Origin of the sequence: Microbacterium sp. Ag1 (genome assembly GCF_001005635.1) — a bacterium.
GTDB lineage: Bacteria > Actinomycetota > Actinomycetes > Actinomycetales > Microbacteriaceae > Microbacterium > Microbacterium oxydans.
In genome coordinates this window covers 53260-76977 of record NZ_LBCR01000025.1, presented here as the reverse complement: position 1 = coordinate 76977, position 23718 = coordinate 53260, and the positions used below count along the sequence as shown (strand labels likewise).

Sequence of the window (23718 nt, the reverse complement as noted above, 5' to 3'; positions counted from 1 at the left end):
TCCTTCCAGAAAGCTGAACACACGTGGCTTCATCCTCTCCCGTCCGTCACGCCTGGCGGGTCCTTCTCGGCCTGCTCCTCGTGACGGGCGTGCTCTTCGGCATCAACGCACTGGGTGTGTACGTCTTCAAGGACAGCAACGGGGAGGCCGCGAGCTCGTGGACACCTGAGCTCGCCCTCGATCTGCAGGGCGGCACACAGATCGTGCTGAGTGCGGAGACCGAGGACGGAGCGGCTCCGTCGTCCGAGCAGCTCGACCAGGCCGCGGCGATCATCCGGCAGCGTGTCGATGCGTCCGGCGTCGCCGAGGCCGACATCACGACCGAGGGCGGACAGAACATCGTCGTCCAGATCCCCGGTGAGGCCGACGCGCAGACGCGGGAGCGGATCCAGTCCAGTGCTCAGCTGGAGTTCCGTCCCGTGCTCTACACGACGGCGGCGACCAACGAGTTCGTGGGCGAGGACGGCAACTCGACGCCGTATCCCAGCCCGGATCCGGGTCTGAACTCGACGCCGACGGCCGAGCCGACCGACGCGAGCGACCTCTCCTGGGTCACCGACAAGCTGGCCGCGGAGTTCCAGGCATACGACTGCGCGAACCCGGAGAACGACGCCTCCAAGGCGCCGAAGGACCAGCCGCTCATCGCCTGCTCGGCGGACGGGAGCGCCAAGTACATCCTCGGACCGGCAGAGCTCGACGGCACCGCCATCACCGACGCCTCGGCCGGTCGCGACCCGAAGTCGGGTGCCTGGCTGGTGCAGCTCACGATGAACGGCGACGGGGCCGATGCGTTCGGCAAGGTCAGCACCCGCCTGAACCAGAACCGCATCGACGGGCTCACGCCGCGGGATCAGTTCGCCTTCGTGCTGGACGGCAACGTGATCAGCGCTCCGCGGATGAACGGGCAGATCCTCGATGGTCGCCCCAGCATCTCCGGAAGCTTCACGCAGGAGTCCGCGACCACTCTCGCCGATCAGCTCAAGTTCGGCGCCCTTCCGCTGAGCTTCACGGTGCAGAGCTCCGACACGATCTCGGCGACGCTGGGTACGCAGCAGCTGCAGATCGGTCTCATCGCGGGCCTCATCGGGCTCGCGCTGGTGGCGATCTACTCGCTGATCGTCTATCGAGCGCTCGGGTCGGTGATCATCGCGTCGATCGCGGTGATGGCGGTGCTCACCTACATCATCATCTGCATCCTGGCGTGGCGAATCGGGTTCCGCCTCTCGCTCGCCGGTGTCGCCGGTCTCATCGTGTCCATCGGCTTCACCGCCGACTCGTTCATCGTGTACTTCGAACGAATACGAGACGAGCTCCGTGACGGGAAGTCGATCACCGCGGCGGTCGAGGACGGCTGGGGTCGTGCGAAGCGCACGATCTACATCTCCAAGTCGATCAACATCCTCGCGGCGGTCGTCCTCTACATCCTGGCCGATGCCACGGTGAAGGGCTTCGCCTTCACGCTCGGACTCACGACGCTCATCGATGTGTTCATCTTCGTGATCTTCACGCACCCGGTGATGCAACTTCTCGCGCGCACCCGCTTCTTCGGCGGCGGCCACAAGCTGTCCGGACTCGATCCCGAAGCTCTCGGGGCCGTGTACCGCAGCCGCTCGCAGTACCGAGAGGTCACCACGGCGTCGGTCGGGCGGGGCGCGAAGAACGCGCGGTCCCGCGGCGAGGCCGACCGCAGACAGACGATCGCCGAACGCAAGCGCGCCGAGGCCCTCACGGGCGAGAGATCCACCAAAGCCGGAAGTGAGGGAGACGCCTGATGCCTTCCATGAATGAGTTCGGCAACAACCTCTACTCCGGGAAGACCTCCTTCCCGTTCGTCGGCAAGCGCCGTCTGTGGTTCATCATCGCGATCATCCTGGTCGTCGGCTCGGCGTTGGTGCCGCTCATCCGTCCTATCCAGTTCTCGATCGAGTTCACGGGTGGATCGCAGTTCACCGTGCAGGCGCCGGACAGCCTCGATCAGGAGACGGCGACCACAGCCGTGCAATCGGTCGTCCCCGGCGCTGCGACCAAGGTCGTCGTCGTCAGCGGCAAGGACGTCCGCGTCCAGACCGACCAGATGAGCGCTGCCGAGACCCAGCAGGTCGGCGAGGCACTGGCGAAGGCATACGGCGTCGATCCGTCCGACGTCACTTCCTCCTTCATCGGACCCGCGTGGGGTGAGAACGTCACCAAGCAGTCGCTGTGGGGTCTCGCGATCTTCCTGGCCCTGACCTTCCTGATCCTGGCGATCTACTTCCGCACCTGGAAGATGTCGGCTGCGGCCATCATCGGTCTCCTCGACGTGCTCGTGATCACGGTGGGCATCTACGCGCTGGCCGGCTTCGAGATCTCGCCGGCGGCCGTGATCGGCTTCCTCACGATCCTCGCGTACTCGCTGTACGACACCACGGTCGTGTTCGACAAGATCCGCGAGAACACGACCGAAGACGGGGAGAAGTCCGCCCGCTTGTTCGGCGAGTCGGTCAACCTCGCGGTGAACCAGACACTCGTGCGCTCCATCAACACGTCCGTCGTCGCTGCTCTGCCGGTCGGCGCGGTGCTCTTCATCGGCGCGTTCTGGCTGGGCGCGGAGTCGCTCACCGACATCTCGCTCTCGATCTTCGTCGGCATTCTCGTGGCCACCTACTCGACGCTCTTCGTGGCTGCTCCGCTCTACTCGCTGTTCCGCGAGAACGAGCCGCAGCTGAAGGCACGGGATGCCCGCATCCGAGAGGCTCGCAGCAGGGCGGCCGTCGAGGTCTGATCGGTTCCTCAGCGGGGCCGGTGCCGCACAGCACGCGTAGGATTGATCGATCAGGAGGTGAGTAGATGGCGGAACCGCAGACGTCATCGCAGGGCTCGAGTCTGCGACGGCTGGTTCCCCGCATCTTCTCCCGCGCGTCGAGGATCAATGACCTCGACAATCTGATCCGCACAGTCCGGGCGAACCACCCCAAGGGCGACTTCTCGGTGATCGAGAGGGCCTACGCGGTCGCCAAGGAGAAGCACGAGGGGCAGAAGCGCCAGAGCGGTGAGCCGTACATCACCCACCCGCTCGCGGTCGCCCAGATCCTCGCCGAACTCGGTCTCGGGCCGCGGGCGATCGCCGCAGCGCTGCTGCACGACACCGTCGAGGACACCGGGTACGCGCTGACCGATCTCACCGCCGAGTTCGGCGACGAGGTCGCGATGCTCGTCGACGGCGTCACCAAGCTCGACAAGGTGAAGTACGGCGAGAGCGCGCAGGCCGAGACCGTCCGCAAGATGATCGTCGCGATGTCCAAGGACATCCGAGTGCTGCTGATCAAGCTCGCCGACCGCCTCCACAACGCGCGCACCTGGGGTTTCGTTCCGCCGGAGAAGGCGGCGAAGAAGGCCAAGGAGACCCTGGAGATCTACGCTCCGTTGGCGAATCGCCTCGGAATCCAGGCGATCAAGTCGGAGCTCGAGGACCTCTCCTTCGCGGTGCTGCACCCGAAGATCTACAACGAGATCCACAGCCTCATCGCGCAGCGCACCCCGCAGCGCGAGAAGTACCTGAACCAGGTCGTCGAGGAGATCGACGAAGACCTGCGAGATCTCCGCATCCGTGGCAAGGTCGTCGGGCGTCCCAAGCAGCTCTACTCGGTGTACCAGAAGATGGTCATCCGCGGCCGTGAGTTCGACGACATCTACGACCTGATCGGCATCCGGGTGCTGGTGTCCTCCGTGCGCGACTGCTACGCGGTGCTCGGCGCCATCCACGCACGCTGGACTCCGCTGCCTGGTCGTTTCAAGGACTACATCGCCACACCCAAGTTCAACCTCTACCAGTCACTGCACACCACGGTGATCGGCCCCGCCGGCCGCACGGTCGAGATCCAGATCCGCACCCATGAGATGCACCAGCAGGCCGAGTACGGCGTCGCTGCGCACTGGATGTACAAGGAGCGGATGAACGGCGGCGGCAAGACCGAGGTCCGCGCGTCCGACACCGACATGGCCTGGCTCGCGCACATCTCCGACTGGCAGGCCGAGACCGCCGATCCTGGAGAGTTCCTGGAATCCCTCCGGTTCGAGATCGGCGCGAAGGAGGTCTACGTCTTCACGCCGAAGGGCCGGGTGATCGGGCTGCCCTCTGGCGCGACCCCGGTGGACTTCGCCTACGCCGTGCACACCGAGATCGGCCACCGCACGATGGGCGCCAAGGTCAACGGTCGCCTGGTGCCTCTGGAGTCCGAGCTCAAGAGCGGTGACGTCGTCGAGGTGTTTACCTCGAAGAACCCCGACGCGGGACCCAGCCAGGACTGGCTCGGGTTCGTTGCGAGCACGCGCGCCCGCAACAAGATCCGCGGGTGGTTCACGAAGGAGCGCCGCGAGGAGGCGATCGAGCAGGGCAAGGAGGCCATCGCGAGGGCGATGCGTCGACAGAACCTGCCGCTGCAGCGACTCATGAGCCATGACTCCTTCACGGAAGTGGCACGGGGCATGCACTACGAGGACGTCTCCGCGCTCTATGCGGCCGTCGGCGAGGGGCACGTCTCGACCCAATCCGTGCTGGAGAAGGTCACCGCACTCGTCGCGGCGAACGATCCAGCGACGGGGGCCATCGACCTTCCCGGCAGCGTGCAGACGCGTGAGCCGCGGTCGGGTGACTCCGGCGTGCTGGTGCGCGGCGCCAATGACATCCTCGTCAAGCTCGCGAAATGCTGCACCCCGGTTCCGGGCGACCAGATCGTCGGGTTCGTGACCCGTGGCAGCGGCGTCTCGGTCCACCGTGCGGACTGCGTCAACGTGAAGGCGCTGGGTGCCGAACAGGACCGATTCGTCGAGGTCTCCTGGGCTCCCACCACCAAGAGCGTCTTCAGGGTGCAGATCCAGGTCGAGGCTCTCGACCGTTCGGGGCTTCTCTCCGATGTCACCCGCGTGTTGAGCGAGCACCATGTCAACATCCTCTCGGCGACGGTCACCACGACGGACGAGCGACTCGCTCTGAGCCGATTCGTCTTCGAGATGGGTGATGCCGTGCACCTTGATCGCGTGCTCAACGCGGTGCGCAGGATCGACGCCGTGTACGACGTCTATCGCGTCACCTCTTCTTGACCGCGAGCCTGTCCAGCACGGCCCGTCCCGCGCGGCTTCCAGGAACGCGCGACATTCGGCGCAGCATGGCGGACGCCTCCTCCGGCACGTCGGGCGACACGAGCGCGAGTCTGTCCATCCAGGTCAGCACGCGTGGATCGCGGTGCACCGTCGTGGCGAGATCGAGCATGGTCCGTACCGGCGTTGTGACGAGGATTCCGCCGATCGACTCCAGATCGGAAGTGGCGACGACGGTGTCGTGGAAGACGAGTCGTGAGTTCGTCGTCGCACGGATCCGTCGTTCGACGCACCGTCGCACATGATGCACGCCCGGTGGACCATCGCCGGCGCCATGGATCCACGCAGCCGTCGGCCCTGACGCCGCGGTTCCTGCGCGCACCAGCGATGCGACAGCGCTCGCCCTGACATCCGATCCCTCGATCAGGTCCGCCGGGACGTAGGCGTCCCCGACCTCGACCACATGCCCGTCGATCCGTGCCGCGCTGAGCTCCGCCTCACTCAGCCGAACGCCGGGCAGGTACAGAAGGGCGGGGTGCATCACGTCAGTCTGACGCAGTGCACCCCGCCTCGTCCGTCGTCGTGCGGGACCTGTGGAGAACGGGTCAGCTTCCGAGTGCGCTCAGCCAGGCTCGGCGTGCTTCCAGAGCATCCGCTGCGGCCTTGGCAGCCTTCTTGTCGCCGGCCTTCTCCGCCGCGGCGACCTCGGCCTCGAGCTTCTCGATGGCTTCCAGCAGTTGGGAGCTCATGTCGTTCGCGCGCGCCTTGGTCTCGGGGTTGTTCTTCTTCCAGTCCACATCTTCCCGGGCCTTGAGACCCTGTTCGATGGCGCGGAGCTTGTCGTCGAGCGCCCGCTCCTTGTCCCGGGGGAAGATGCGTCCGATCTCGTCCCACTGCCGCTGGATGCGGGTCAGGAGCGCGCGAGCTCGCTTGATGTTGTGCTCGTCTGCGACACCCTTCGCCTCTTCGAGGAGTGCTTCGCGTGCCTCTATCTTCGGAGCGGAATCCGCTTCTTCAGCGGCAGCCTGCTCGGCACGGGCGGCATAGAGGGCGTCGCCCGCGGCCTTGAAGCGCGCCCACAGCGCGTCATCGGCCTTTCGTCCGGCGCGGCCGGACGCCTTCCACTCGTCGAGGAGGTTGCGGTAGGCGGGGATGCCGTCGGTACCGCGGGGGGCGAGGGCTTCCGCACGCTCCACGAGACGGGTCTTCGCGTCGCGGGCGACCTTGTGAGCGTCGTCGAGCTCGGAGTAGAAGGCGCGGCGCTGCTTGTCCACGACGGCCCGCGCGTCCCGGAAACGCTTCCAGAGCTGCTGGGAGATCCCCTTCGACAGGCGCGGCCCGTTCTGCTGCTGCGCCTGCCAGGCGTCGAACAGCTCTCCGAGCTCAGCCGTCACCTGCTTCCACTGCACCTTGCTGAGGTCACGTGCGGCGATCGCCTCGGCGCGCTCGACGAGTTCGGTTCGCTCGGCGATCGCCTTGTCGACGAGTTCCTTCGCCTGCTTCGCCTCCTGTTCCGTCGCCTCCGAGAGAGACGAGGTCAGAGCGTTGAGTCGATCGCGAAGACCGGCAAGGTCACCGACCGCGGCGGCATCGGTGGCTTCGTCGATCAGGTGCTTCGCCTGCTTGGCGAGGTCGCTCGCGGATGCGCCGCCGGTCTGATGGCGCTGTTCGAGTGCATGCACCTTGAAGGCGATGTCGTCGAACTTGCGGACGAAGTAGGCGAGGGCCTCATCGGGCGTACCGTCCGGGTACTGGCCGACGACGCGCCAGGCGTCGCCCTCCTTGACCTCGACGGTTCCGTCCTCGGTGACGCGCCCCCATTCCGCCGACGTCGATGATGCGGCGGGCACCGGTGCGGCAGGCGCGACGGCGGCCGGCGTCGGTGCCTTGCGGGGCATCGGCACGGAGGGGGGTCCGGGGATGGGGGGAGTCGGCTTCGTGGGCTCGTTGGCAGACACGTGATTCTCCTTGCGCGGTCGGGCCGCGGGAGGCGGAAAGGACGAGGCTCAGCCTAGTACGCCGAAGCGCCGCGGGTGAGGCCCGGGCGTCACGCGGGATCGTTACCGTTCTGTGATGAGATCTTTCGACGGAGGACACACAGCTCGTCATCTCCGGGAAACACGACCCTCTTAGGGTCGCCAGGACGACAGTCATCCGGTCGACAGGAGCAGTATGAAGGACACCACATCCCTACCGGGCGAGATCGTCGTCGTCGGAGCGGGGATGGCGGCGCATCGATTCGTCGAGCGGCTGCTCCGCGACCCGGGAACGGCCGCGCGGGTCACCGTCATCGGAGACGAGGGGTACGGTCCGTACGACAGGTCCGAGGTGGCGGGGCTCCTCACCGGCGACGATCCCGCAGAGCTCCAACTGGACCGCTCCGTCTTCCGTGACGACCGCGTCCGGCTGGTGCGTGATGACCGCGTGCTGCGCATCGATCGCACGGCCCGCACCGTGCGAACGCGCTCCCGGCGCACATACTCCTACGACACGCTGGTGCTCGCCACCGGTTCGTTCGCTTCGCAGGTTGCCGTATCGGGAGCTCGGCTTCCCGGGTGCTTCGTGCTGCACTCGATCGAGGACGCGGAAGCGATCCGGACCTTCGTCGAGGCGCGATCCGGCGTCCTGGGGCGCCCGCTGCGCGGCGTCGTGATCGGGGGAGGTCGACGCGGGCTCGAAGCGGCGGTCGCTCTGGACGCGGCGGGGGTCGCAACCACGATCGTGCAGTATGCGGATCGCTTGCTGCCCGACCGGTTGGATGAGGTGGGTGCCGGCGTGCTGCAGTCCGCTCTCGCAGATCGAGGCATCGCGGTGCGCACGCGTACGAGGACGACGCGGCTCGACGCGGACGACTCGGGTGCGGTCACTGCTCTCGAGTTCCAGGACGGGACCTTCCAACGGGCGGATGTCGTGCTGTTCACGGTCGGCGTGCGTCCGCGTGACGAACTCGCCCGCAACGCGGGGCTCGGTGTGCACGCGCAGGGCGGGGTCATCATCGACGATCGGTGCGTCACTTCGGATCCACACATCGTCGCGATCGGCGAAGCGGCCCGCTTCGACGACCGTGCCGTCGATTCCGCCGCGGGCGCGCACTCCACGGCGGAGGTCGCAGCGGAGCGGGCGTGCGGGGGAGCGACGCGGTTCACGGGGCATGAAGCCTATCTCCACCGCACCATCGCCGGGGTCGACATCGTGAGCTTCGGCGAGCCGTGGGCGGCTTCTCCGGGTGCGGTCGACGTCGTCACGCTCTCCCGTCGCGGCGGTATCTACCGCAAGCTGGTCCTGAGCGACGATGCGCAGACTCTCCTCGGGGGCATCCTCGTGGGCGATACGAGCGGACATGTCGCCTTTCGGCGGGCCGTCGGCGAACGGCTACGGGGCGAGGTCGCCGAGGAACTGGGGCGTACGGCTCCGGACGAAGGTGGGACGATCCCGGCCTGCGTCCACATCGGGATGTCGTCGCGCGAACTCCGGGAAGTGATCCGCACAGAAGGATTGACCACATTCACCGAGTTCGGGGTGCGTCTTGGAAGGGAGCCCGACTGTGCGCGCTGCAGTCTGGCTGTGGCTCGCGCGCTCTTGGAGCTGGCTGACGAGCGGTTGCCGCAGAAAGGGGAAGACGCCTCCAGCGAGCGGGCACGTCGTGTGGTCGGGTCGGCGTCTGCCGGCAGTCGCGTGAGCCTCTCCGCAGCGGGGGGAGGGGAGTTCGGCCCGCAGCAGCTCGTCGACATCGGCTGCATCGCGCTGGACCTCGGCCTGTCGCTGCAGGTCGTCGACTCGCGGATCGAGCTGCGGGGAGTCCGTCGGGGGCAGCGTTCGGCGTTGCGGGAACGGCTGGGCGCGGTCGGGATCCTGTGCGAAGAGTCCCCGCTGCGCACGGGCTCGGGCGATGCCCAGGAGCAGTCGCTCCCCAGTGGCGAGTCTGTGTCACCGCATCCGAGGCCGTCAAGCGATGCTGCACGGAACGCTGTCAGAGCGATGGACGCAGGCTGGGCCGATCGAGGTCACTCGATGGGTCGGCACCTCGCCTCGCCGCTGCGCGCGGAGAACCCCGCATGACGACCGGGCGTTCGGGGGCACGCCCGGTGCTCGCAGGATGCAGGATCATCGTGTCAGACGAGGCGCGATCCGCCGGAGGTCCCTCCGCCGGGAGGGGCGTGTCGAACGACGACGGCTGGCGTCGCGTCCTGGAACGAGCGGGGGCGGAGCTGCTGCGTGTCGTCACGCCTCGAGTGACGACACCGGCTCCGGTCGCCCTGTGTCGCGCCGTCCACCGCGCAGGTGCCGGCGGCGCTGACGCTGTGCTGTTCACGGCGTCGACGGCGGCGTGGGTCGACGCGGCGGAGAGTTCCGGCGCCCTCGACGCCAACCGGCGGCGGACGGAGGCGGAAAGGCTGCTCCTCATCGCCGTCGAGGAACGGGAGGCCACCCGACTGCGGGCGATCGGGCTGCGTGCTCGACACGTCGAGCCGTCGACGCAGGCCGGGCTGGCGGAGAGCGTCCTCGCGCACTATCGGAGCGGGGCAGGATCCGCTCTCACGGTGGCTGGACGCCTCGAGGTTCGCAGCGGAGGCGTCATTCTCGACGACGGCTTCGTTCCCCTGTCGGGTGGAGCGGTGGCACTGATCGAAGCGCTGTTCCTCGCCCGCGGCCGCGTGCTCTCGCGCGCGGAGCTCGGTCAGGTGCTTCCCGGCGGCCATCGCAGCGATCGAGCGGTCGAAGTCGCCGTCGGGCGATTGCGCGACTCCCTGGGGCGTGGCGATCTCATCCAGACGGTCGTCAAGCGGGGCTATCGCCTGGCGGTGGCCGAGCCCCGATGAGGGCGCTCGTCAGGAGAGCGTGTGCAGGCTACTCGGTGGGCGCCGGTTCCTCGCTGGGAACGGGCTCCTCGGTGGGAGCCGGTGTCTCGCTGGGGGCCGGTGTCCCGGTCGGAGCGACCGTGGGTGTGGGCGTGGGTTCGGGGGCAGTGACCTGCGCGTGCACGACCTGGCTCGCGATCGCCGCCGACACGATCACGACGCCGACGATGATCCCGATCGCGTTGTCTCGGGTGCGGCGCCGGATCAGTCCTTCATGCACGGCGTTGCGGGCCGCATGGATGCGGGCGCGTTCCGCTTGCGTGCGCTGCTGTGCATTCTTGGACCCGCGTGCTGCCATCTGCCCTGTTTCCCCTCACTGTGTCGCTGTGCGACCTCGCCTCAGAGCCTAGCGTCGTCGGCCCGTCGCACCGATGCGCTGCGTTCGGCCGTTCGGCACGGTTCAACGGCGAACGCTCGTCATTCCGTGATGGACCGACTACTTTTAGGCTATTGATCGCCTCAGTCCGAAAAGGAGAACGCTCATGCGGTGGACCCGAAACCTCGTCGCGGCCCTCGTCGTCAGCGCGACTGCCGTACTCGGCGTCGTGCCGCCGGTGAGCGCGGCGGAGATCCCACCGCCGAACGCGGATGTCGCACGGATCCTCGCGGATACGAACGCCGCGCGGGCCGCCAACGGACTGGCGCCGCTGGTGCTGGACGGGGATGTGACGACGGTCGCGCAGAACTGGTCGGCGACCCAGTCCCGCGAAGGCCGGATGTACCACAACCCGCAGTACTCGAGCCAGATCCCCGGGGGTTGGAGCAGGGCAGCCGAGAACGTCGCATCCGGCTATTCGTCGGCGACCGTCGTCGCCGCATGGATGAACTCGCCGGGGCACCGTGCGAACATCCTCGGCGACTACACGACGATCGGCATCGGTCTCGTCAACGGCTACGCCACGCAGGTGTTCGCCAAGTATCCGGTATCGACGCCCACTCCGACGGTCTCGCGGCAGGACGCCTCCGTGCGCAGCCACGTCGCTCAGCGGGGATGGATCGCCGGAGGCGGCACCACGGGGCAGGGGCTGGGTCTCGAAGCCGTCGCGGTGCGGCAGCAGACCGGCAAGGTCATCTGCCTTCAGGCCCATGTGCAGAACATCGGGTGGATGACACCCGTCTGCACGCAGGGTGCCGGTACCGAGGTGACGGCGGGGACGACCGGTCGAGGGCTTCGAATGGAGGCTCTCCGGGTGTGGAGTCCGGGCAACACGGTGTCCGGACGAGGACACGTGTCGAGCATCGGGTGGCAACCGCGCGTGGTCTCCTCGGCGCCGGGCAACCAGATCTCCCTCGGCACGACCGGGCAGGCGAGGCAGCTCGAGTTCGTCGACCTCTTCCAGTGACGGCGACTTCCTGAGACGGCGATGTCGCTCGCCCCGAGTAGCCTTGGCGGGTGACCCCTTCCGCGCCGCTGCTCTCCGGGCAGACGCCCCTCGCCGTGCGCATGCGCCCAACCTCCCTCGCCGAGGTCGCCGGGCAGCGTCACCTGCTCCGGGCCGGTTCGCCGATCGTCGCCCTCGCTGATCCGAAGGCGGCAGCGCCGGGAGCCGTATCGATCATCCTGTGGGGGCCGCCGGGCACCGGCAAGACCACGCTGGCACAGGCCATCGCGCGTTCGTCGGGGCGACGCTTCGTCGAGTTGTCCGCCATCACCGCCGGCGTCAAGGACGTGCGCGAAGTCATGCAGGAGGCGGTGAACCAACGCGATCTCTACGGTCAGACCACCATCCTCTTCCTCGACGAGATCCACCGCTTCACGAAGGCGCAGCAGGACGCTCTGCTCCCCGGGGTCGAGAACGGGTGGGTGATCCTCATCGCCGCGACCACGGAGAATCCGTCCTTCTCGGTGATCTCACCATTGCTCTCGCGCTCTCTGCTGCTGACCCTGCAGCCACTGACCGACGAGGACATCGGCGTGCTCGTCGACCGTGCGGTGACCGATGCCAGGGGACTCAACGGAGCCGTCACGCTCAGCGACGAAGCTCGATCCGCCCTCCTGAGACTCGCATCGGGGGATGCTCGGCGCGCCCTCACGGGGTTGGAGGCCGGTGCGGCCGTGGCCCTGTCGCACGCCACGACAGGAGAGCCCGGTGACGGTGCTGGTGGCGAGGAGGACGCGAGTGCGGGGCCGCCCGAGGTCTCTGCCGATGACATCGCCCAGGCGGTCGACAAGGCGCTGCTGCGGTACGACCGTCAGGGAGATGAGCACTACGACGTCATCAGTGCGTTCATCAAGTCGATCAGGGGATCCGACCCCGATGCGGCGCTGCACTACTTGGCCCGCATGATCGAGGCGGGGGAGGATCCGCGGTTCATCGCCAGGCGCCTCGTCATCTCCGCGTCGGAGGACGTGGGCCTCGCCGACCCGCAGGCGATGGTCATAGCCGTCGCCGCTGCCGATGCCGTGGCGTTCATCGGTATGCCGGAGGGGCGCATCCCACTCGCGGAGGCGACCGTGTACCTGGCGACCACAGCCAAGTCGAACGCCGCCTATGTGGGCATCGACGCCGCGATCGCCGACATCCGTGCGGGAGGTTTCGGCAGGGTGCCGCTTCATCTGCGCGACGCTCACTATCCGGGCGCGAAGCGACTCGGGCACGGCCGCGGGTACGTCTACTCCCACGACAGCGAGTTCGGGATCGTGCCCCAGCAGTACCTGCCGGATGAGCTGGACGGCCGACGCTATTACCAGCCGAAGAACCTCGGTGCGGAGCGTGACATCGGCTCCCGGCTCGAGCGCATCCGTCGCATCCTCGGCGATCGCTGACCCGCAGATCCGGTCGAGAGACACGATCTGTTAGACTTGAGCGGCTCGAAACCGAGTTTTCGGGCATCTCCTCGTTCACACCACACCTTGCTGGCGCCCCGGCGTGCGCTCCAAGGCAGAACGCGGACGATACGTCCGCGAGTCGCGAAAGCCGCGACCGCGTCATCGGAAGGAACGCTTCGTGACCACGAAGTCCCAGGACCGCCGCAAGGTGCGTCTCAGCCGCGCCCTCGGCGTCGCACTCACCCCGAAGGCCGCCCGCTACCTCGAGAAGCGCCCGTACGCTCCGGGTGAGCACGGCCGCACCAAGCGCAAGGCAGACAGCGACTACGCCGTCCGTCTGCGTGAGAAGCAGCGCCTGCGTGAGCAGTACGGCATCCGCGAGAAGCAGATGCGCAACACGTTCAACGAGGCTCGTCGTCAGGACGGCCTGACCGGTGAGAACCTGGTCGAGCTTCTCGAGATGCGTCTCGACGCCCTCGTCGTGCGTTCGGGCTTCGCCCGCACCACCGCACAGGCTCGCCAGCTCGTCGTGCACCGTCACATCCTGGTCGACGGCCAGCTCGTCGACCGCCCGTCGTTCCGCGTGAAGCCGGGTCAGCTCATCCACGTCAAGCCCAAGAGCGAGGGCACCGAGCCCTTCCAGGTGGCAGCAGCCGGCGGTCACGCCGAGGTCCTGCCCCCCGTTCCCGGCTACCTCGAGGTCGAGCTCGACAAGCTCCAGGCACGTCTGGTCCGTCGCCCGAAGCGCGCTGAGGTCCCCGTGACCTGCGAAGTGCAGCTCGTCGTCGAGTACTACGCGGCTCGCTGATACACCGCATACACGAGAGGCGTCGGGGAAACCCGACGCCTCTCGTCGTTTTTGCATACGATGGGATCACCGCGCCTTCGCGGCTCAGAGGCAAGGATGGCGTCATGAAGAAGTTGCAGTGGTTCCTGATCGGAGTGATCGGCGGCTTCGTCGCGGCCCATTTCATGAACAAGGACCCGCGGGGTCGTGACATCCTCGCCGAGGTCGATGCCCGCATCAACGGCTTCACCTCCCTGATCGGCGACGCCTACCGCGCCGAAGACGCTCGGCTCGCAGAGCCGGAACAGAACTGACACCTCCCGCGCGCCTCGCGCAGCATCGCTCAACGCGACCATCCCTCCACGCGACCTAGGACACCTGGCACCCCTATGAAAACTGCGGAAATCGCGCAGCGTTACCTCGACTTCTTCGAGAAGAACGACCATCTCATCGTCCCCTCCGCCTCTCTGGTCAGCGACGACCCTTCCCTGCTGTTCACCGTCGCCGGAATGGTGCCGATGATCCCGTATCTCACCGGGGTCGTGCCCGCTCCGCACCCGCGCATCGCGGACGTGCAGAAGTGCATCCGCACCAACGACATCGAAGAGGTGGGCCGCACCGCCCGTCACGGCACGTTCTTCCAGATGCTGGGCAACTGGTCCTTCGGCGACTACTTCAAGGAAGGCGCGATCCGTTACGCCTGGGAGCTGCTGACCAGCGCGGAGTCCGACGGCGGTCTCGGCTTCGACGAGAAGGACCTCTGGGTCACGGTCTACGAGACCGATGACGAGGCCGAAGCGATCTGGCGCGACATCATCGGGCTCAAGCCCGAGCGCATCCAGCGTCTCGGCCGCGCGGACAACTACTGGAACACCGGTCAGCCGGGCCCGGGTGGCCCCGACTCGGAGATCTTCTTCGATCGTGGCCCCGCTTACGGCAAGGACGGCGGCCCCGCCGTCGACGACTCGCGGTTCCTGGAGATCTGGAACCTCGTGTTCATGCAGGACTTCATCGAGAACATCCGCGGCAAGACCGAGTTCGACATCGTCGGTGAGCTCCCGATGAAGAACATCGACACCGGGATGGGCCTCGAGCGCGTCGCCTTCCTCAAGCAGGGCGTCGACAACATGTACGAGTCCGACCAGGTGCGGCCCGTGCTCGATCGTGCCGTCGAACTCTCCGGACGGCCCTATGGCGTGCAGCATGAGGACGACGTGCGGTTCCGCGTCGTCGCCGACCACGTCCGGTCCTCGCTCATGCTCCTCTCCGACGGAGTCCGCCCCTCCAACGAGGGGCGCGGATACATCCTCCGCCGTCTGATGCGCCGCACGGTCCGTTCGATGCGGCTGCTCGGCGTCGACGAGCCGGTCTTCCCCGAGCTCTTCGCCGCGTCGCGCGACGTGATGAAGACCACCTACCCCGAGCTCGAGAAGGACTGGCCGGTGCTCTCGGCGTCGGCGTTCGCCGAGGAGGAGACGTTCCGTCGCACCCTCGTCGCCGGCTCCACGATCCTCGACCTCGCGCTCGACGAGACCAGGAAGGGCGGCGGGAAGACGCTGAGCGGGCCGGAGGCGTTCCTTCTGCACGACACCTACGGTTTCCCCATCGACCTCACGCTCGAGGTCGCCGAGGAGGCGGGGCTGGACGTCGACCGTGCCGCCTTCGACAATCTCATGCAGGAGCAGCGTCAGCGCGCCAAGGACGACGCCCGCAACCGCAAGCGGCAGCTCGCCGATGTGTCGGTCTACCGTGAACTGCGCGCCCTGGGCGAGACCGGATTCGACGGGTACACGGCGCTCGAGGTCGAGTCGCGTGTGCTCGGACTCCTCGTCGACGGCGTTCCGGTGCGCAGCGCCGCCGAGGGTCAGATCGCCGAGGTCGTGCTGGCCGAGACGACGCTGTATGCAGAGTCCGGCGGCCAGGTCGCTGACAAGGGCACGATCGTTGGCCCGGGCTACGTCCTCGAAGTGCTGGATGTGCAGAAGCCGGTTCCCGGTCTGATCAGCCACACCGTCGAGGTCACGCGCGGAAGCGTCGCCGTCGACGACATCGCGACCACGGTCGTCGATGCCGCGAACCGCCGTGCCGCCCGCCAGGCGCACTCGGCGACGCACCTCGTGCATGCCGCGCTCCGCGACACGCTCGGTCCGACGGCGACGCAGGCAGGATCGTTGAACCGCGCCGGCTACATGCGCTTCGACTTCGCGTGGTCGCAGGCGCTCTCGGTAGACACCCGAAGCGAGATCGAGGAGATCACGAACCGCGCGGTGCAGGACTCGCTCGAAGTGACCACGCGCATCGTCTCGCTCGACGAGGCCAAGGAAGCCGGGGCCATGGCCCTGTTCGGCGAGAAGTACGGCGACGTGGTGCGCATGGTCGACATCGGCGGCCCGTGGTCCCGCGAGCTGTGCGCGGGTACGCACGTGAGCACGAGTGCCGAGATCGGACTCGTGAGCCTGGTCGGCGAGTCGTCGGTCGGGGCATCGAACCGCCGTATCGAGGCGCTCGTCGGCGCCGATGCCTTCCGCGAGCTCGCCGCTGAGCGTGCCATCGTGTCGCAGCTCACCAGTTCGTTGAAGACTCCTCGCGAGCAGCTGCCCGAGCGTATCGCCGATCTGACCGCGAGCCTCAAGGCGGCGGAGAAGCGCATCGCGCAGTTCGAGGCGAAGGAGCGGGCGGGTCAGGTCCCGTCGATCGTCGAGGCTGCGACGCGCGTCGGAGAGTTCCGCCTGGCTGCGCAGAACCTCGGTGACGTGGCTTCTGCAGATGACGTGCGCGATCTCGTCAACGGTGTCCGTGATCGGCTCGGTTCTGAGGCGGCTGTCGTGGCACTGGGCGCCGTGGTCAACGGACGCCCGGTCGTGGTCGTCGCCACCAACGAGGCGGCGCGGTCGGCCGGCGCGAAGGCCGGTGCGCTGGCGAAGCGCGCAGCCGGCGTGCTCGGCGGCGGCGGCGGCGGACGAGACGACGTCGCACAGGGCGGTGGAGCGGATGTCGCCGCACTCCCCGCGGCGCTCGACGCCATCTCCCAGGAGCTGCACAGCGCGTGAGCGGGTTCCGTCGCGGAGTGCGTCTCGGCATCGACGTGGGAAGAGCGAGGGTCGGTGTCGCGCGCTCCGATCCCGACGGGATGCTCGCGGTGCCGGTGGAGACCGTGCCGCGAGATGACGCCTCGATCGACCGCATCGTCCAGATCGCACAGGAGTACGACCTGTTGGAGTTCGTCGTCGGATTGCCAGTGAACATGCAGGGAACGGACACCCCCTCGACGACGGATGCTCGCGAGTTCGCGGCCGCGCTCCAGGTGCGCAGTGGGCTCCCGGTGCGGCTCGTGGACGAACGGCTGAGCACCGTGACCGCCCACGCGGCATTGCGCAGTTCCGGGAGATCTCAGAAGAAGTCTCGTAGCATTGTGGATCAGGTCGCCGCCGTGGTGCTTCTGCAGCAGGCGATCGACATGGAGAAGAGCACCGGAAACCCGGCCGGTGCCACCATCTCGCCTGACGAGGAGCACGCCTGACGATGTCTGAACGTGACAGCGCCACACCCGAGCCCGACACCGATGCCCGGCTGGGGGACCTGTTCGAGAATCTGCCCGAACCGACGAGACAGATTCCGACCGTAGACGACAGCGCGCCTGCTCCCGGATCGCGACGTGCCGCGAGGGAAGCGGCCTCGGGGGAGGGGACGGCCACACCGGCCCGCGGCACCGCCGGCCCGGCGGCGCAGCCTTCGAGCGCGCCGGTGCGAGCCTCTGCCGATGACGCCGTCGGCGCGGACGCGTCGGCACCGTCTCCGATTCCGGTGCGGGCCTCTGCTGACGCGGCTGACGCGACGACACGGGCACAAGCCGAGGCCGTCCCGGCGTCGGCTCCCGTCGCCGATGCAGCGGGGCCCGCGATCGGCGGTGGCCTCGACGCCCTCTTCGTCCCCCACGATGAGAACGTCGACGCGAAGCCCAAGAAGAAGAAGCGGCGGAAGGGCTGCTTGATCGCGCTCGTGATCGTTCTCGCGATCTTCGGCGGGATCGCCGCCGGCGGCGCGTGGGTGTGGAACACCTACGGCGACAAGATCAGTGATGCGATGGGGTGGGGCGAGTCGAAGGATTGGGAGCCCGGGCTGGCCAACGGCGAAGCCCTCGTCACCATCAAGCAGGGGGACACCGGGGGTCCCGTGTCCACCGCCCTCTATGAAGCCGGTGTGACGAAGACCGAAGACGTCTTCTACGACTACATCGTCGACGAGAACCTCGCCGTGACCTTCTATCCGGGCGTGTACCGCCTACAGAAGAAGATGACGGCAGAAGCCGCCCTTGCGGCGCTGAAGGACGATGGCAACAAGATGGCCAACGCCGTCTCCGTCTCCGAGGGCGGGACGATCGTCTCGTCGCTCCCCGGTATGGCTGAGACGCTCGGTCTTCCGCTGGCCGACTTCGAAGCGGCGGTTCAGGATCCTTCGGCGTACGGAGTGGACGCACCGAGTCTGGAAGGCTGGCTGTTCCCCGCGGTGTACGAGTTCGACCCGGGAGTCACGGCGCCGCAGGTGATCCAGCGCATGGTGGACCGCACGCGGGAATCGCTCGACGCGGCAGGCGTGCCCGCCGCCGATGCGGAGCGGATCCTCACGATCGCGTCGATCATCCAGCGCGAAGGCCGGCTCGACGACTTCGCGAAGGTGTCGAGGGTCATCCAGAACCGTCTCGACATCGACATGAAGCTGCAGATGGACTCGACGGCGCAGTACGGGTACGGCTCGCTGCATGAGGGGGTCGTCTCGAGCTCCAAGGAAGCTCTGGAGGACGACAACGACTGGAACACCTATGTGCGCACCGGTCTGCCGCTCACGCCCATCGCCAGCCCGAGCGATGCCGCCATCAAGGCCGCGATGGCGCCCGCCGACGGCCCGTGGCTGTACTTCGTCACGATCAACCTGGCGACGGGGGAGACGCAGTTCTCCGAGACGATGGCCGAGCACGAGCAGGGCATCGAGAAATGGCGCGAGTGGTGCCGGGCGAACCCCGACGCCGGTTGTTGAGCCGGTGACGCGGTCTCGTCTGGCGGTTTGGGGCGATCCCATCGGGCATTCCAAGTCGCCTGCGCTCCATGCCGCTGCATATCGCGTGCTCGGACTCGACTGGGTCTATGGCCGGCGTCAAGTCGCCGCTGAGGAGTTCGAGCCGGCACTCGCGGGGCTGGACGACACGTGGCGCGGCCTCTCGCTGACCATGCCCCTGAAGGAGGCGGCGTTCCGTGCGGCGGTGACGGTCGATCGTCACGCAGAGCTGACAGGAGCGGTGAACACGCTCCTGTTGGGGGAGCATCTCGCCGGTTTCAACACCGATGTGGGTGGCATCGTCGACGCTCTCACCGAGGCCGACGTGCCCGAGGCGGGGCAGGTGCGCATCCTCGGCGCGGGAGCCACGGCGTCGTCCGCACTCGTCGCCGCCTCCGAGCTCGGCGCCGTGCGTGTCGACGTCCGAGCGCGGCGCCCCGAAGCCGCTGCCGCACTCGTGGAACTCGGTGAACGGCTCGGAGTGATCGTCGACGTCGACTCCTTCGACGCGCCGCTGACTGACGTGGACCTCACCGTGGCGACGCTGCCCGGAGGCGCTGAGCTCTCCGCGGATGTCGCCGCAGCACTGGCCGCGTCAGGCGGAGTCCTCTTCGATGTGGCGTACGCACCCTGGCCATCTGCCCTCGCCGCGCTGTGGGGCGGAGACCGTGCCGTCTCCGGACTCGGCATGCTGCTGCACCAGGCCGTGCGCCAGATCCGCATCTTCCGGAACGGAGATCCGGCGATCGCGCTGCAGGACGAGGACTCGGTGATCGCCGCCATGCGGGCCGCTCTCTGAGACGGTCGGCGCGGACGACGAAACGCGGCGCGGGGCAGGTCGAACCCGTGGGAGACTGGAGCAATGCTCCGCGTGCTCACGGCCGGCGAATCGCACGGCCCAGAACTCATCGCCGTCATGGAGGGACTGCCCTCCGGCGTCCCTGTGTCCTCCGAGGCCATCCAGGCCGATCTGGCTCGGCGCAAGCTGGGCTACGGTCGCGGTTCACGGATGAAGTTCGAGCAGGACGAGCTGACGATCTCGGGCGGCGTGCGACACGGGAAGAGCCTCGGCAGTCCGATCGCGCTCCGGATCGGCAACACCGAGTGGCCGAAGTGGATCGAGGTCATGAACCCCGAGCCGGTGGAGCTCACGGACAAGTCCCGTGGCCGCAGCGCACCCCTCACGCGTCCACGTCCTGGTCACGCCGACCTCGTCGGCATGCAGAAGTACGACTTCGACGAGGCCCGTCCGATCCTCGAGAGGGCGAGCGCCAGGGAGACCGCCGCACGCGTCGCACTCGGTGCGATCGCCCGGTCATTCCTCGGCGAGCTCGGTATCCGGCTCGTCAGCCACACGTTGTCGATCGGTCCGGTCCGCGTGCCGGAGGGATCTTCGCTGCCCACACCGGACGACGTGGACACGCTGGACGCGGATCCGCTCCGGTGCTTCGACCCGGCGACGTCCGCGCTGATGGTCGCCGAAGTGGACGACGCCAAGAAGGACGGCGACACCCTCGGTGGCATCGTCGAGGTCCTCGCGTACGGGCTGCCGCCCGGACTGGGCTCCCATGTGCACTGGGACCGTCGCCTGGACGCGCGCCTCGCGCAAGCGCTCATGAGCATCCAGGCCATCAAGGGCGTCGAGGTCGGCGACGGCTTCGAGACCACTCGTCGGCGGGGGTCCGCCGCGCACGACGAGCTGTTCGCCACCGCCGAGGGCATCACCCGCGGTTCCGATCGGGCCGGTGGCACCGAGGGCGGCATGTCTACGGGGACCGTTCTCCGCGTGCGCGCAGGGATGAAGCCGATCGCCACCGTGCCGCATGCGCTGCGGACGATCGACATCTCCACCGGAGACGATGCCACCGCCCACCACCAGCGATCCGACGTGTGCGCCGTGCCTGCGGCGGGCGTCGTCGCCGAGGCCATGGTCGCGGTCGAGCTCGCGAACGCCGTGCTGGAGAAGTTCGGCGGAGACAGCATCCGCGAGACCCGTCGCAACCTCGACGGATACCTGGCTGGCATCCCCGAAGAGCTGCGCACGACCCCCGCGTCCGAGGCGGCGCTCATCGCGCATGACGAGCGCGGCTGATGCGCTGACGCTGGTGCTGGTCGGTCCGATGGCCGCCGGCAAGACCAGTGTCGGTCGGCGGGTGGCGCGTCGGCTCGGAGTCGACTTCATCGACACCGACAAGCGGATCGTCGCCGCTCACGGTCCGATCTCGGTGATCTTCGAGCAGCACGGCGAAGAGCACTTCCGCGACCTCGAGCGGGCGGCCGTGGCCGAGGCGCTCTCCGAAGGGGGAGTGATATCGCTCGGCGGAGGCGCGGTGACGAAGGCCGCGACGCGGGATCTGCTCGTCGAGCATCCGGTGGTGTTCCTGACCGTGAGTCCCGAGGCCGTCGCCGATCGGCTGCGCGGCAGCAGCCGTCCGCTGCTGGCGGGGGAGGACCCATTGGAGCGCTGGAAGAAGATCTTCGAGGAGCGTCGAGGGTGGTACGACGAGGTCTCCTCGGCCACCTTCGACACCTCACGTCGTCCGATGCAGAAGATCGCGGACGACATCGTGGCATGGAGGAGAGAGCAGCGATGAGCACGACGACCATCAGCGTCACCGGAGACGACGCCTACGACATCACGCTCGGACGGGGGATCCTCGATCAGGTCTCGGCCGCGCTCGCGCCGGGGGTGCGCAAGGTGCTCGTCGTGCACCCGCCGACGCTCGCGGCCCGCGCTGCCGAACTGCGCGACCGCCTCCTCGCCGATGCTGCCGATGGGCCGCGCGAGGTGCTCCTCGCCGAGATCCCCGATGCCGAGCAGGGCAAGCGGATCGAGGTCGCCGCCTTCTGCTGGCAGGTCATGGGCCAGGCCGACTTCACGCGTTCCGATGCCGTGATCGGCTACGGCGGGGGCTCCGTCACCGACCTCGCCGGCTTCGTCGCCGCGACCTGGCTCCGCGGCGTGCAGCTCATCCAGGTGCCGACGACCGTTCTCGGACTGGTGGACGCGGCTGTCGGCGGCAAGACAGGTGTCAACACGGCCGAGGGCAAGAACCTCGTCGGAGCGTTCTGGGCACCGACGGCTGTGGTCGGCGACCTCGACGAACTCGCCAGCCTGAGCCCGAACGAGGCGACGGCGGGCTTCGCGGAGGTCGTGAAGGCCGGCTTCATCTGGGCGCCCGAGATCCTCGACATCGTCGAAGCAGATCCCGCACGCGCCGTGGACCCGACGACCGAGGAGTTCCGTCGTGCCGTCGAGCTCGCGATCCGGATGAAGGCCGAGGTCGTGTCGGACGACTTCCGCGAGGCCGGACTGCGGGAGATCCTCAACTACGGCCACACCCTCGGCCACGCGATCGAGCACGCGGAGCGCTACCGGTGGCGTCACGGCGCCGCGATCTCGGTCGGCATGCTGTACGCGGCCGAGCTCTCGCGTCTCGCGGGACGGCTGTCGGACACGGCAGCCGAGCGCCACCGCACCATCCTGGAATCGCTGGGACTTCCGACGTCGTACCGTGCCGGTGCCTGGCCGCAGCTGCTCGCCACGATGCAGCGCGACAAGAAGAGCCGCGGAGGCATGCTGCGGTTCATCCTGCTCGACGACATCGCGAAGCCGACGGTGCTGCAGGCCCCGGACGAATCGCTGATGTTCGCCGCCTACCAGGAGGTGGGCGCGTGACCCGACGCATCCTCCTCGTCAACGGGCCGAACCTGAATCTGCTCGGCTCGCGCGAACCGGAGATCTACGGCACCGCGACGCTCGCCGACGTCGAGCGCCTCACTGCCGATGCCGCGGCGGACGTGGGCTTCGAGGTGCGCGCAGTGCAGAGCAATCACGAGGGGGTGCTGATCGACGCGATCCACGCGGCACGTGAAGACTGCGTGGCCATCGTGATCAATCCGGGCGGACTCACGCACACGTCCGTGGTCCTTCGCGACGCGCTCACCGGAGTGTCCCTGCCCTTCGCCGAGGTGCACATCTCCGACGTCTACGCTCGAGAGGCGTTCCGGCACCACTCGTACCTCGACGACGTCGCCGCCGTGCGCGTCGTCGGGCGCGGAGTGGACGGCTACGCGGACGCCGTGCGGCAGCTCGCAGCACTCATCCCTTAGAATCGACTGTCGGCTCCGCCCGACCCCGCAGACTCACGAACGGAACTCGCAGCGCATGGCATCTACCGCAGACATCAAGAACGGCGTCGTCCTCAGCATCGACGGGCAGCTCTGGAGCGTCATCGAGTTCCAGCACGTCAAGCCCGGCAAGGGCGGTGCGTTCGTGCGCACCAAGCTCAAGAACGTCGTCTCCGGCAAGGTCGTTGACCGCACCTACAACGCCGGCGCGAAGATCGAGATCGAGAACGTCGACCGCCGCGACTACACGTACCTGTACACGGACGGCGACGGCTACGTCTTCATGGATCAGACCGACTTCGACCAGATCACGGTCGGCGCCGCCACGGTCGGCGACGCGAAGAACTTCCTCCTCGAGAACCAGAACGTCACGATCGCCCTGAACAACGGCAACCCGCTGTACATCGACCTGCCGGCGTCGGTGGTCCTCGAGATCACCTACACCGAGCCTGGCCTGCAGGGCGATCGTTCCTCGGCCGGGACCAAGCCCGCCACGCTCGAGACCGGCTACGAGATCCAGGTGCCGCTGTTCGTCGAGAGCGGCACGAAGGTCAAGGTCGACACTCGCACGGGTGACTACCTCGGCCGCGAGAAGTAAGGCGTGAGCGCCCGGACGAAGGCGCGCAAGCGCGCTCTCGACATCCTGTTCTCCTCCGACGTGCGCGGAGACGACCTCGCGGTGACGCTGGCTGCCGAGGCGAAACGCGCGGCGAGCGAGCCCGCCCGTGAGGCCTCGTGGCTGTACGCCCGTGAGATCGTCGACGGCATCATCGACTCGCGCGACGAGATCGACGAGCAGATCACGACCCACAGCAGGGACTGGAAGCTCGAGCGGATGCCCGCTGTCGACCGCGCCCTGCTGCGCATCGCCGTGTGGGAGATCCTCCACAACGACGAGGTTCCCACTGCCGTCGCCATCGACGAGGCGGTGGAGCTCGCGAAGGAGTTCTCGACCGACGACTCCGGGGCCTTCGTACACGGCGTCCTCGCGCGGGTGGCCCGAGCCGCCTGATCCGTCGTACACGGCAGCCCTGTCGGTGGCG

At 67.9% G+C, this 23718-nt stretch carries 22 protein-coding genes; 19 read left to right on the top strand and 3 right to left on the bottom strand.

The genetic code is table 11. The annotated features are described in order from the left end of the window. Nucleotides 1-23 precede the first annotated feature (23 nt). The 3 genes from secD (at nt 24) to AAY78_RS04515 (ending at nt 5079) form a co-directional block, all read left to right on the top strand. Nucleotides 24-1772 carry a protein translocase subunit SecD gene (gene secD, locus AAY78_RS04525; RefSeq protein ID WP_046747158.1) on the top strand — a complete coding sequence of 583 codons (1749 nt, stop codon included), beginning with the start codon at nt 24-26 and terminating at the stop codon, nt 1770-1772. Next, nucleotides 1772-2761: a protein translocase subunit SecF gene (gene secF, locus AAY78_RS04520; RefSeq protein ID WP_046747157.1), complete on the top strand. Its 990-nt coding sequence runs from the start codon at nt 1772-1774 to the stop codon at nt 2759-2761. The genes secD and secF overlap by 1 nt, the downstream gene beginning before the upstream one ends. A gap of 65 nt (nt 2762-2826) precedes the next feature. After that, on the top strand, nt 2827-5079 hold the full coding sequence (locus AAY78_RS04515; protein WP_046747156.1) for a RelA/SpoT family protein: 2253 nt from the start codon (nt 2827-2829) through the stop codon (nt 5077-5079). Here the strand turns inward: AAY78_RS04515 and AAY78_RS04510 are convergent. After that, nucleotides 5066-5617 carry a type IV toxin-antitoxin system AbiEi family antitoxin gene (locus AAY78_RS04510; RefSeq protein WP_052748647.1) on the bottom strand — a complete coding sequence of 184 codons (552 nt, stop codon included), beginning with the start codon at nt 5615-5617 and terminating at the stop codon, nt 5066-5068. The genes AAY78_RS04515 and AAY78_RS04510 overlap by 14 nt on opposite strands. A gap of 64 nt (nt 5618-5681) precedes the next feature. Then, the gene (locus tag AAY78_RS04505) at nt 5682-7034 is read right to left on the bottom strand and encodes a DUF349 domain-containing protein (protein WP_197077670.1); all 1353 of its coding nucleotides are present in this window, start codon (nt 7032-7034) and stop codon (nt 5682-5684) included. A gap of 214 nt (nt 7035-7248) precedes the next feature. On the opposite strand from AAY78_RS04505, the gene AAY78_RS04500 reads away from it, so the two are divergent. Both AAY78_RS04500 and AAY78_RS04495 read left to right on the top strand, forming a co-directional pair. Next, on the top strand, nt 7249-9135 hold the full coding sequence (locus AAY78_RS04500) for an NAD(P)/FAD-dependent oxidoreductase (RefSeq protein WP_052748646.1): 1887 nt from the start codon (nt 7249-7251) through the stop codon (nt 9133-9135). A gap of 98 nt (nt 9136-9233) precedes the next feature. Beyond that, a complete protein-coding gene (locus AAY78_RS04495) occupies nt 9234-9896 on the top strand; it encodes a winged helix-turn-helix domain-containing protein (RefSeq protein WP_197077669.1) in 663 nt (220 codons plus the stop codon). A gap of 28 nt (nt 9897-9924) precedes the next feature. Here AAY78_RS04495 and AAY78_RS04490 read toward each other — a convergent pair whose 3' ends face one another. Beyond that, the gene (locus AAY78_RS04490) at nt 9925-10233 is read right to left on the bottom strand and encodes a hypothetical protein (protein ID WP_046747155.1); all 309 of its coding nucleotides are present in this window, start codon (nt 10231-10233) and stop codon (nt 9925-9927) included. 184 nt (nt 10234-10417) lie between these two features. Here AAY78_RS04490 and AAY78_RS19165 point away from each other — a divergent pair, with 184 nt between their 5' ends. From AAY78_RS19165 to nusB, 14 genes are all read left to right on the top strand, one after another. Then, nucleotides 10418-11278 carry a CAP domain-containing protein gene (locus AAY78_RS19165; protein ID WP_052748644.1) on the top strand — a complete coding sequence of 287 codons (861 nt, stop codon included), beginning with the start codon at nt 10418-10420 and terminating at the stop codon, nt 11276-11278. Between the two features lie 50 nt (nt 11279-11328). Continuing rightward, complete coding sequence (locus tag AAY78_RS04480) at nt 11329-12702, top strand: replication-associated recombination protein A (RefSeq protein WP_082108568.1); 1374 nt, start codon at nt 11329-11331, stop codon at nt 12700-12702. Nucleotides 12703-12883: 181 nt separating this feature from the next. Beyond that, nucleotides 12884-13513 carry a 30S ribosomal protein S4 gene (rpsD, locus tag AAY78_RS04475; protein WP_052748643.1) on the top strand — a complete coding sequence of 210 codons (630 nt, stop codon included), beginning with the start codon at nt 12884-12886 and terminating at the stop codon, nt 13511-13513. 104 nt (nt 13514-13617) lie between these two features. Next, entirely contained in the window at nt 13618-13806 is a 189-nt protein-coding gene (locus tag AAY78_RS04470) for a hypothetical protein (protein ID WP_046747154.1), read from the top strand. 75 nt (nt 13807-13881) lie between these two features. Next, nucleotides 13882-16542 carry an alanine--tRNA ligase gene (gene alaS, locus AAY78_RS04465; protein ID WP_046747153.1) on the top strand — a complete coding sequence of 887 codons (2661 nt, stop codon included), beginning with the start codon at nt 13882-13884 and terminating at the stop codon, nt 16540-16542. Further along, the gene (ruvX, locus tag AAY78_RS04460; RefSeq protein ID WP_046747152.1) at nt 16539-17012 is read left to right on the top strand and encodes a Holliday junction resolvase RuvX; all 474 of its coding nucleotides are present in this window, start codon (nt 16539-16541) and stop codon (nt 17010-17012) included. Before alaS ends, ruvX begins: the two co-directional genes overlap by 4 nt. Before the next feature lie 2 nt (nt 17013-17014). Next, nucleotides 17015-18526 (top strand): endolytic transglycosylase MltG, encoded by a 1512-nt coding sequence (gene mltG / locus AAY78_RS04455; RefSeq protein WP_046747151.1) that lies wholly within the window; start codon nt 17015-17017, stop codon nt 18524-18526. A gap of 4 nt (nt 18527-18530) precedes the next feature. After that, the gene (locus AAY78_RS04450; RefSeq protein ID WP_046747150.1) at nt 18531-19343 is read left to right on the top strand and encodes a shikimate dehydrogenase family protein; all 813 of its coding nucleotides are present in this window, start codon (nt 18531-18533) and stop codon (nt 19341-19343) included. A 63-nt stretch (nt 19344-19406) separates the two neighbouring features. After that, on the top strand, nt 19407-20636 hold the full coding sequence (gene aroC, locus AAY78_RS04445) for a chorismate synthase (RefSeq protein ID WP_046747149.1): 1230 nt from the start codon (nt 19407-19409) through the stop codon (nt 20634-20636). Then, a complete protein-coding gene (locus tag AAY78_RS04440) occupies nt 20620-21138 on the top strand; it encodes a shikimate kinase (protein ID WP_046747148.1) in 519 nt (172 codons plus the stop codon). Before aroC ends, AAY78_RS04440 begins: the two co-directional genes overlap by 17 nt. After that, entirely contained in the window at nt 21135-22223 is a 1089-nt protein-coding gene (gene aroB, locus AAY78_RS04435; protein WP_046747147.1) for a 3-dehydroquinate synthase, read from the top strand. Before AAY78_RS04440 ends, aroB begins: the two co-directional genes overlap by 4 nt. Next, nucleotides 22220-22657 carry a type II 3-dehydroquinate dehydratase gene (locus tag AAY78_RS04430; RefSeq protein ID WP_046747146.1) on the top strand — a complete coding sequence of 146 codons (438 nt, stop codon included), beginning with the start codon at nt 22220-22222 and terminating at the stop codon, nt 22655-22657. The genes aroB and AAY78_RS04430 overlap by 4 nt, the downstream gene beginning before the upstream one ends. Nucleotides 22658-22712: 55 nt before the next feature. Beyond that, nucleotides 22713-23273, top strand: coding sequence for an elongation factor P (gene efp, locus AAY78_RS04425; protein ID WP_046747145.1), 561 nt, complete (start codon nt 22713-22715; stop codon nt 23271-23273). A gap of 3 nt (nt 23274-23276) precedes the next feature. Further along, a complete protein-coding gene (gene nusB, locus AAY78_RS04420; RefSeq protein WP_045265339.1) occupies nt 23277-23687 on the top strand; it encodes a transcription antitermination factor NusB in 411 nt (136 codons plus the stop codon). Nucleotides 23688-23718: the final 31 nt, after the last annotated feature.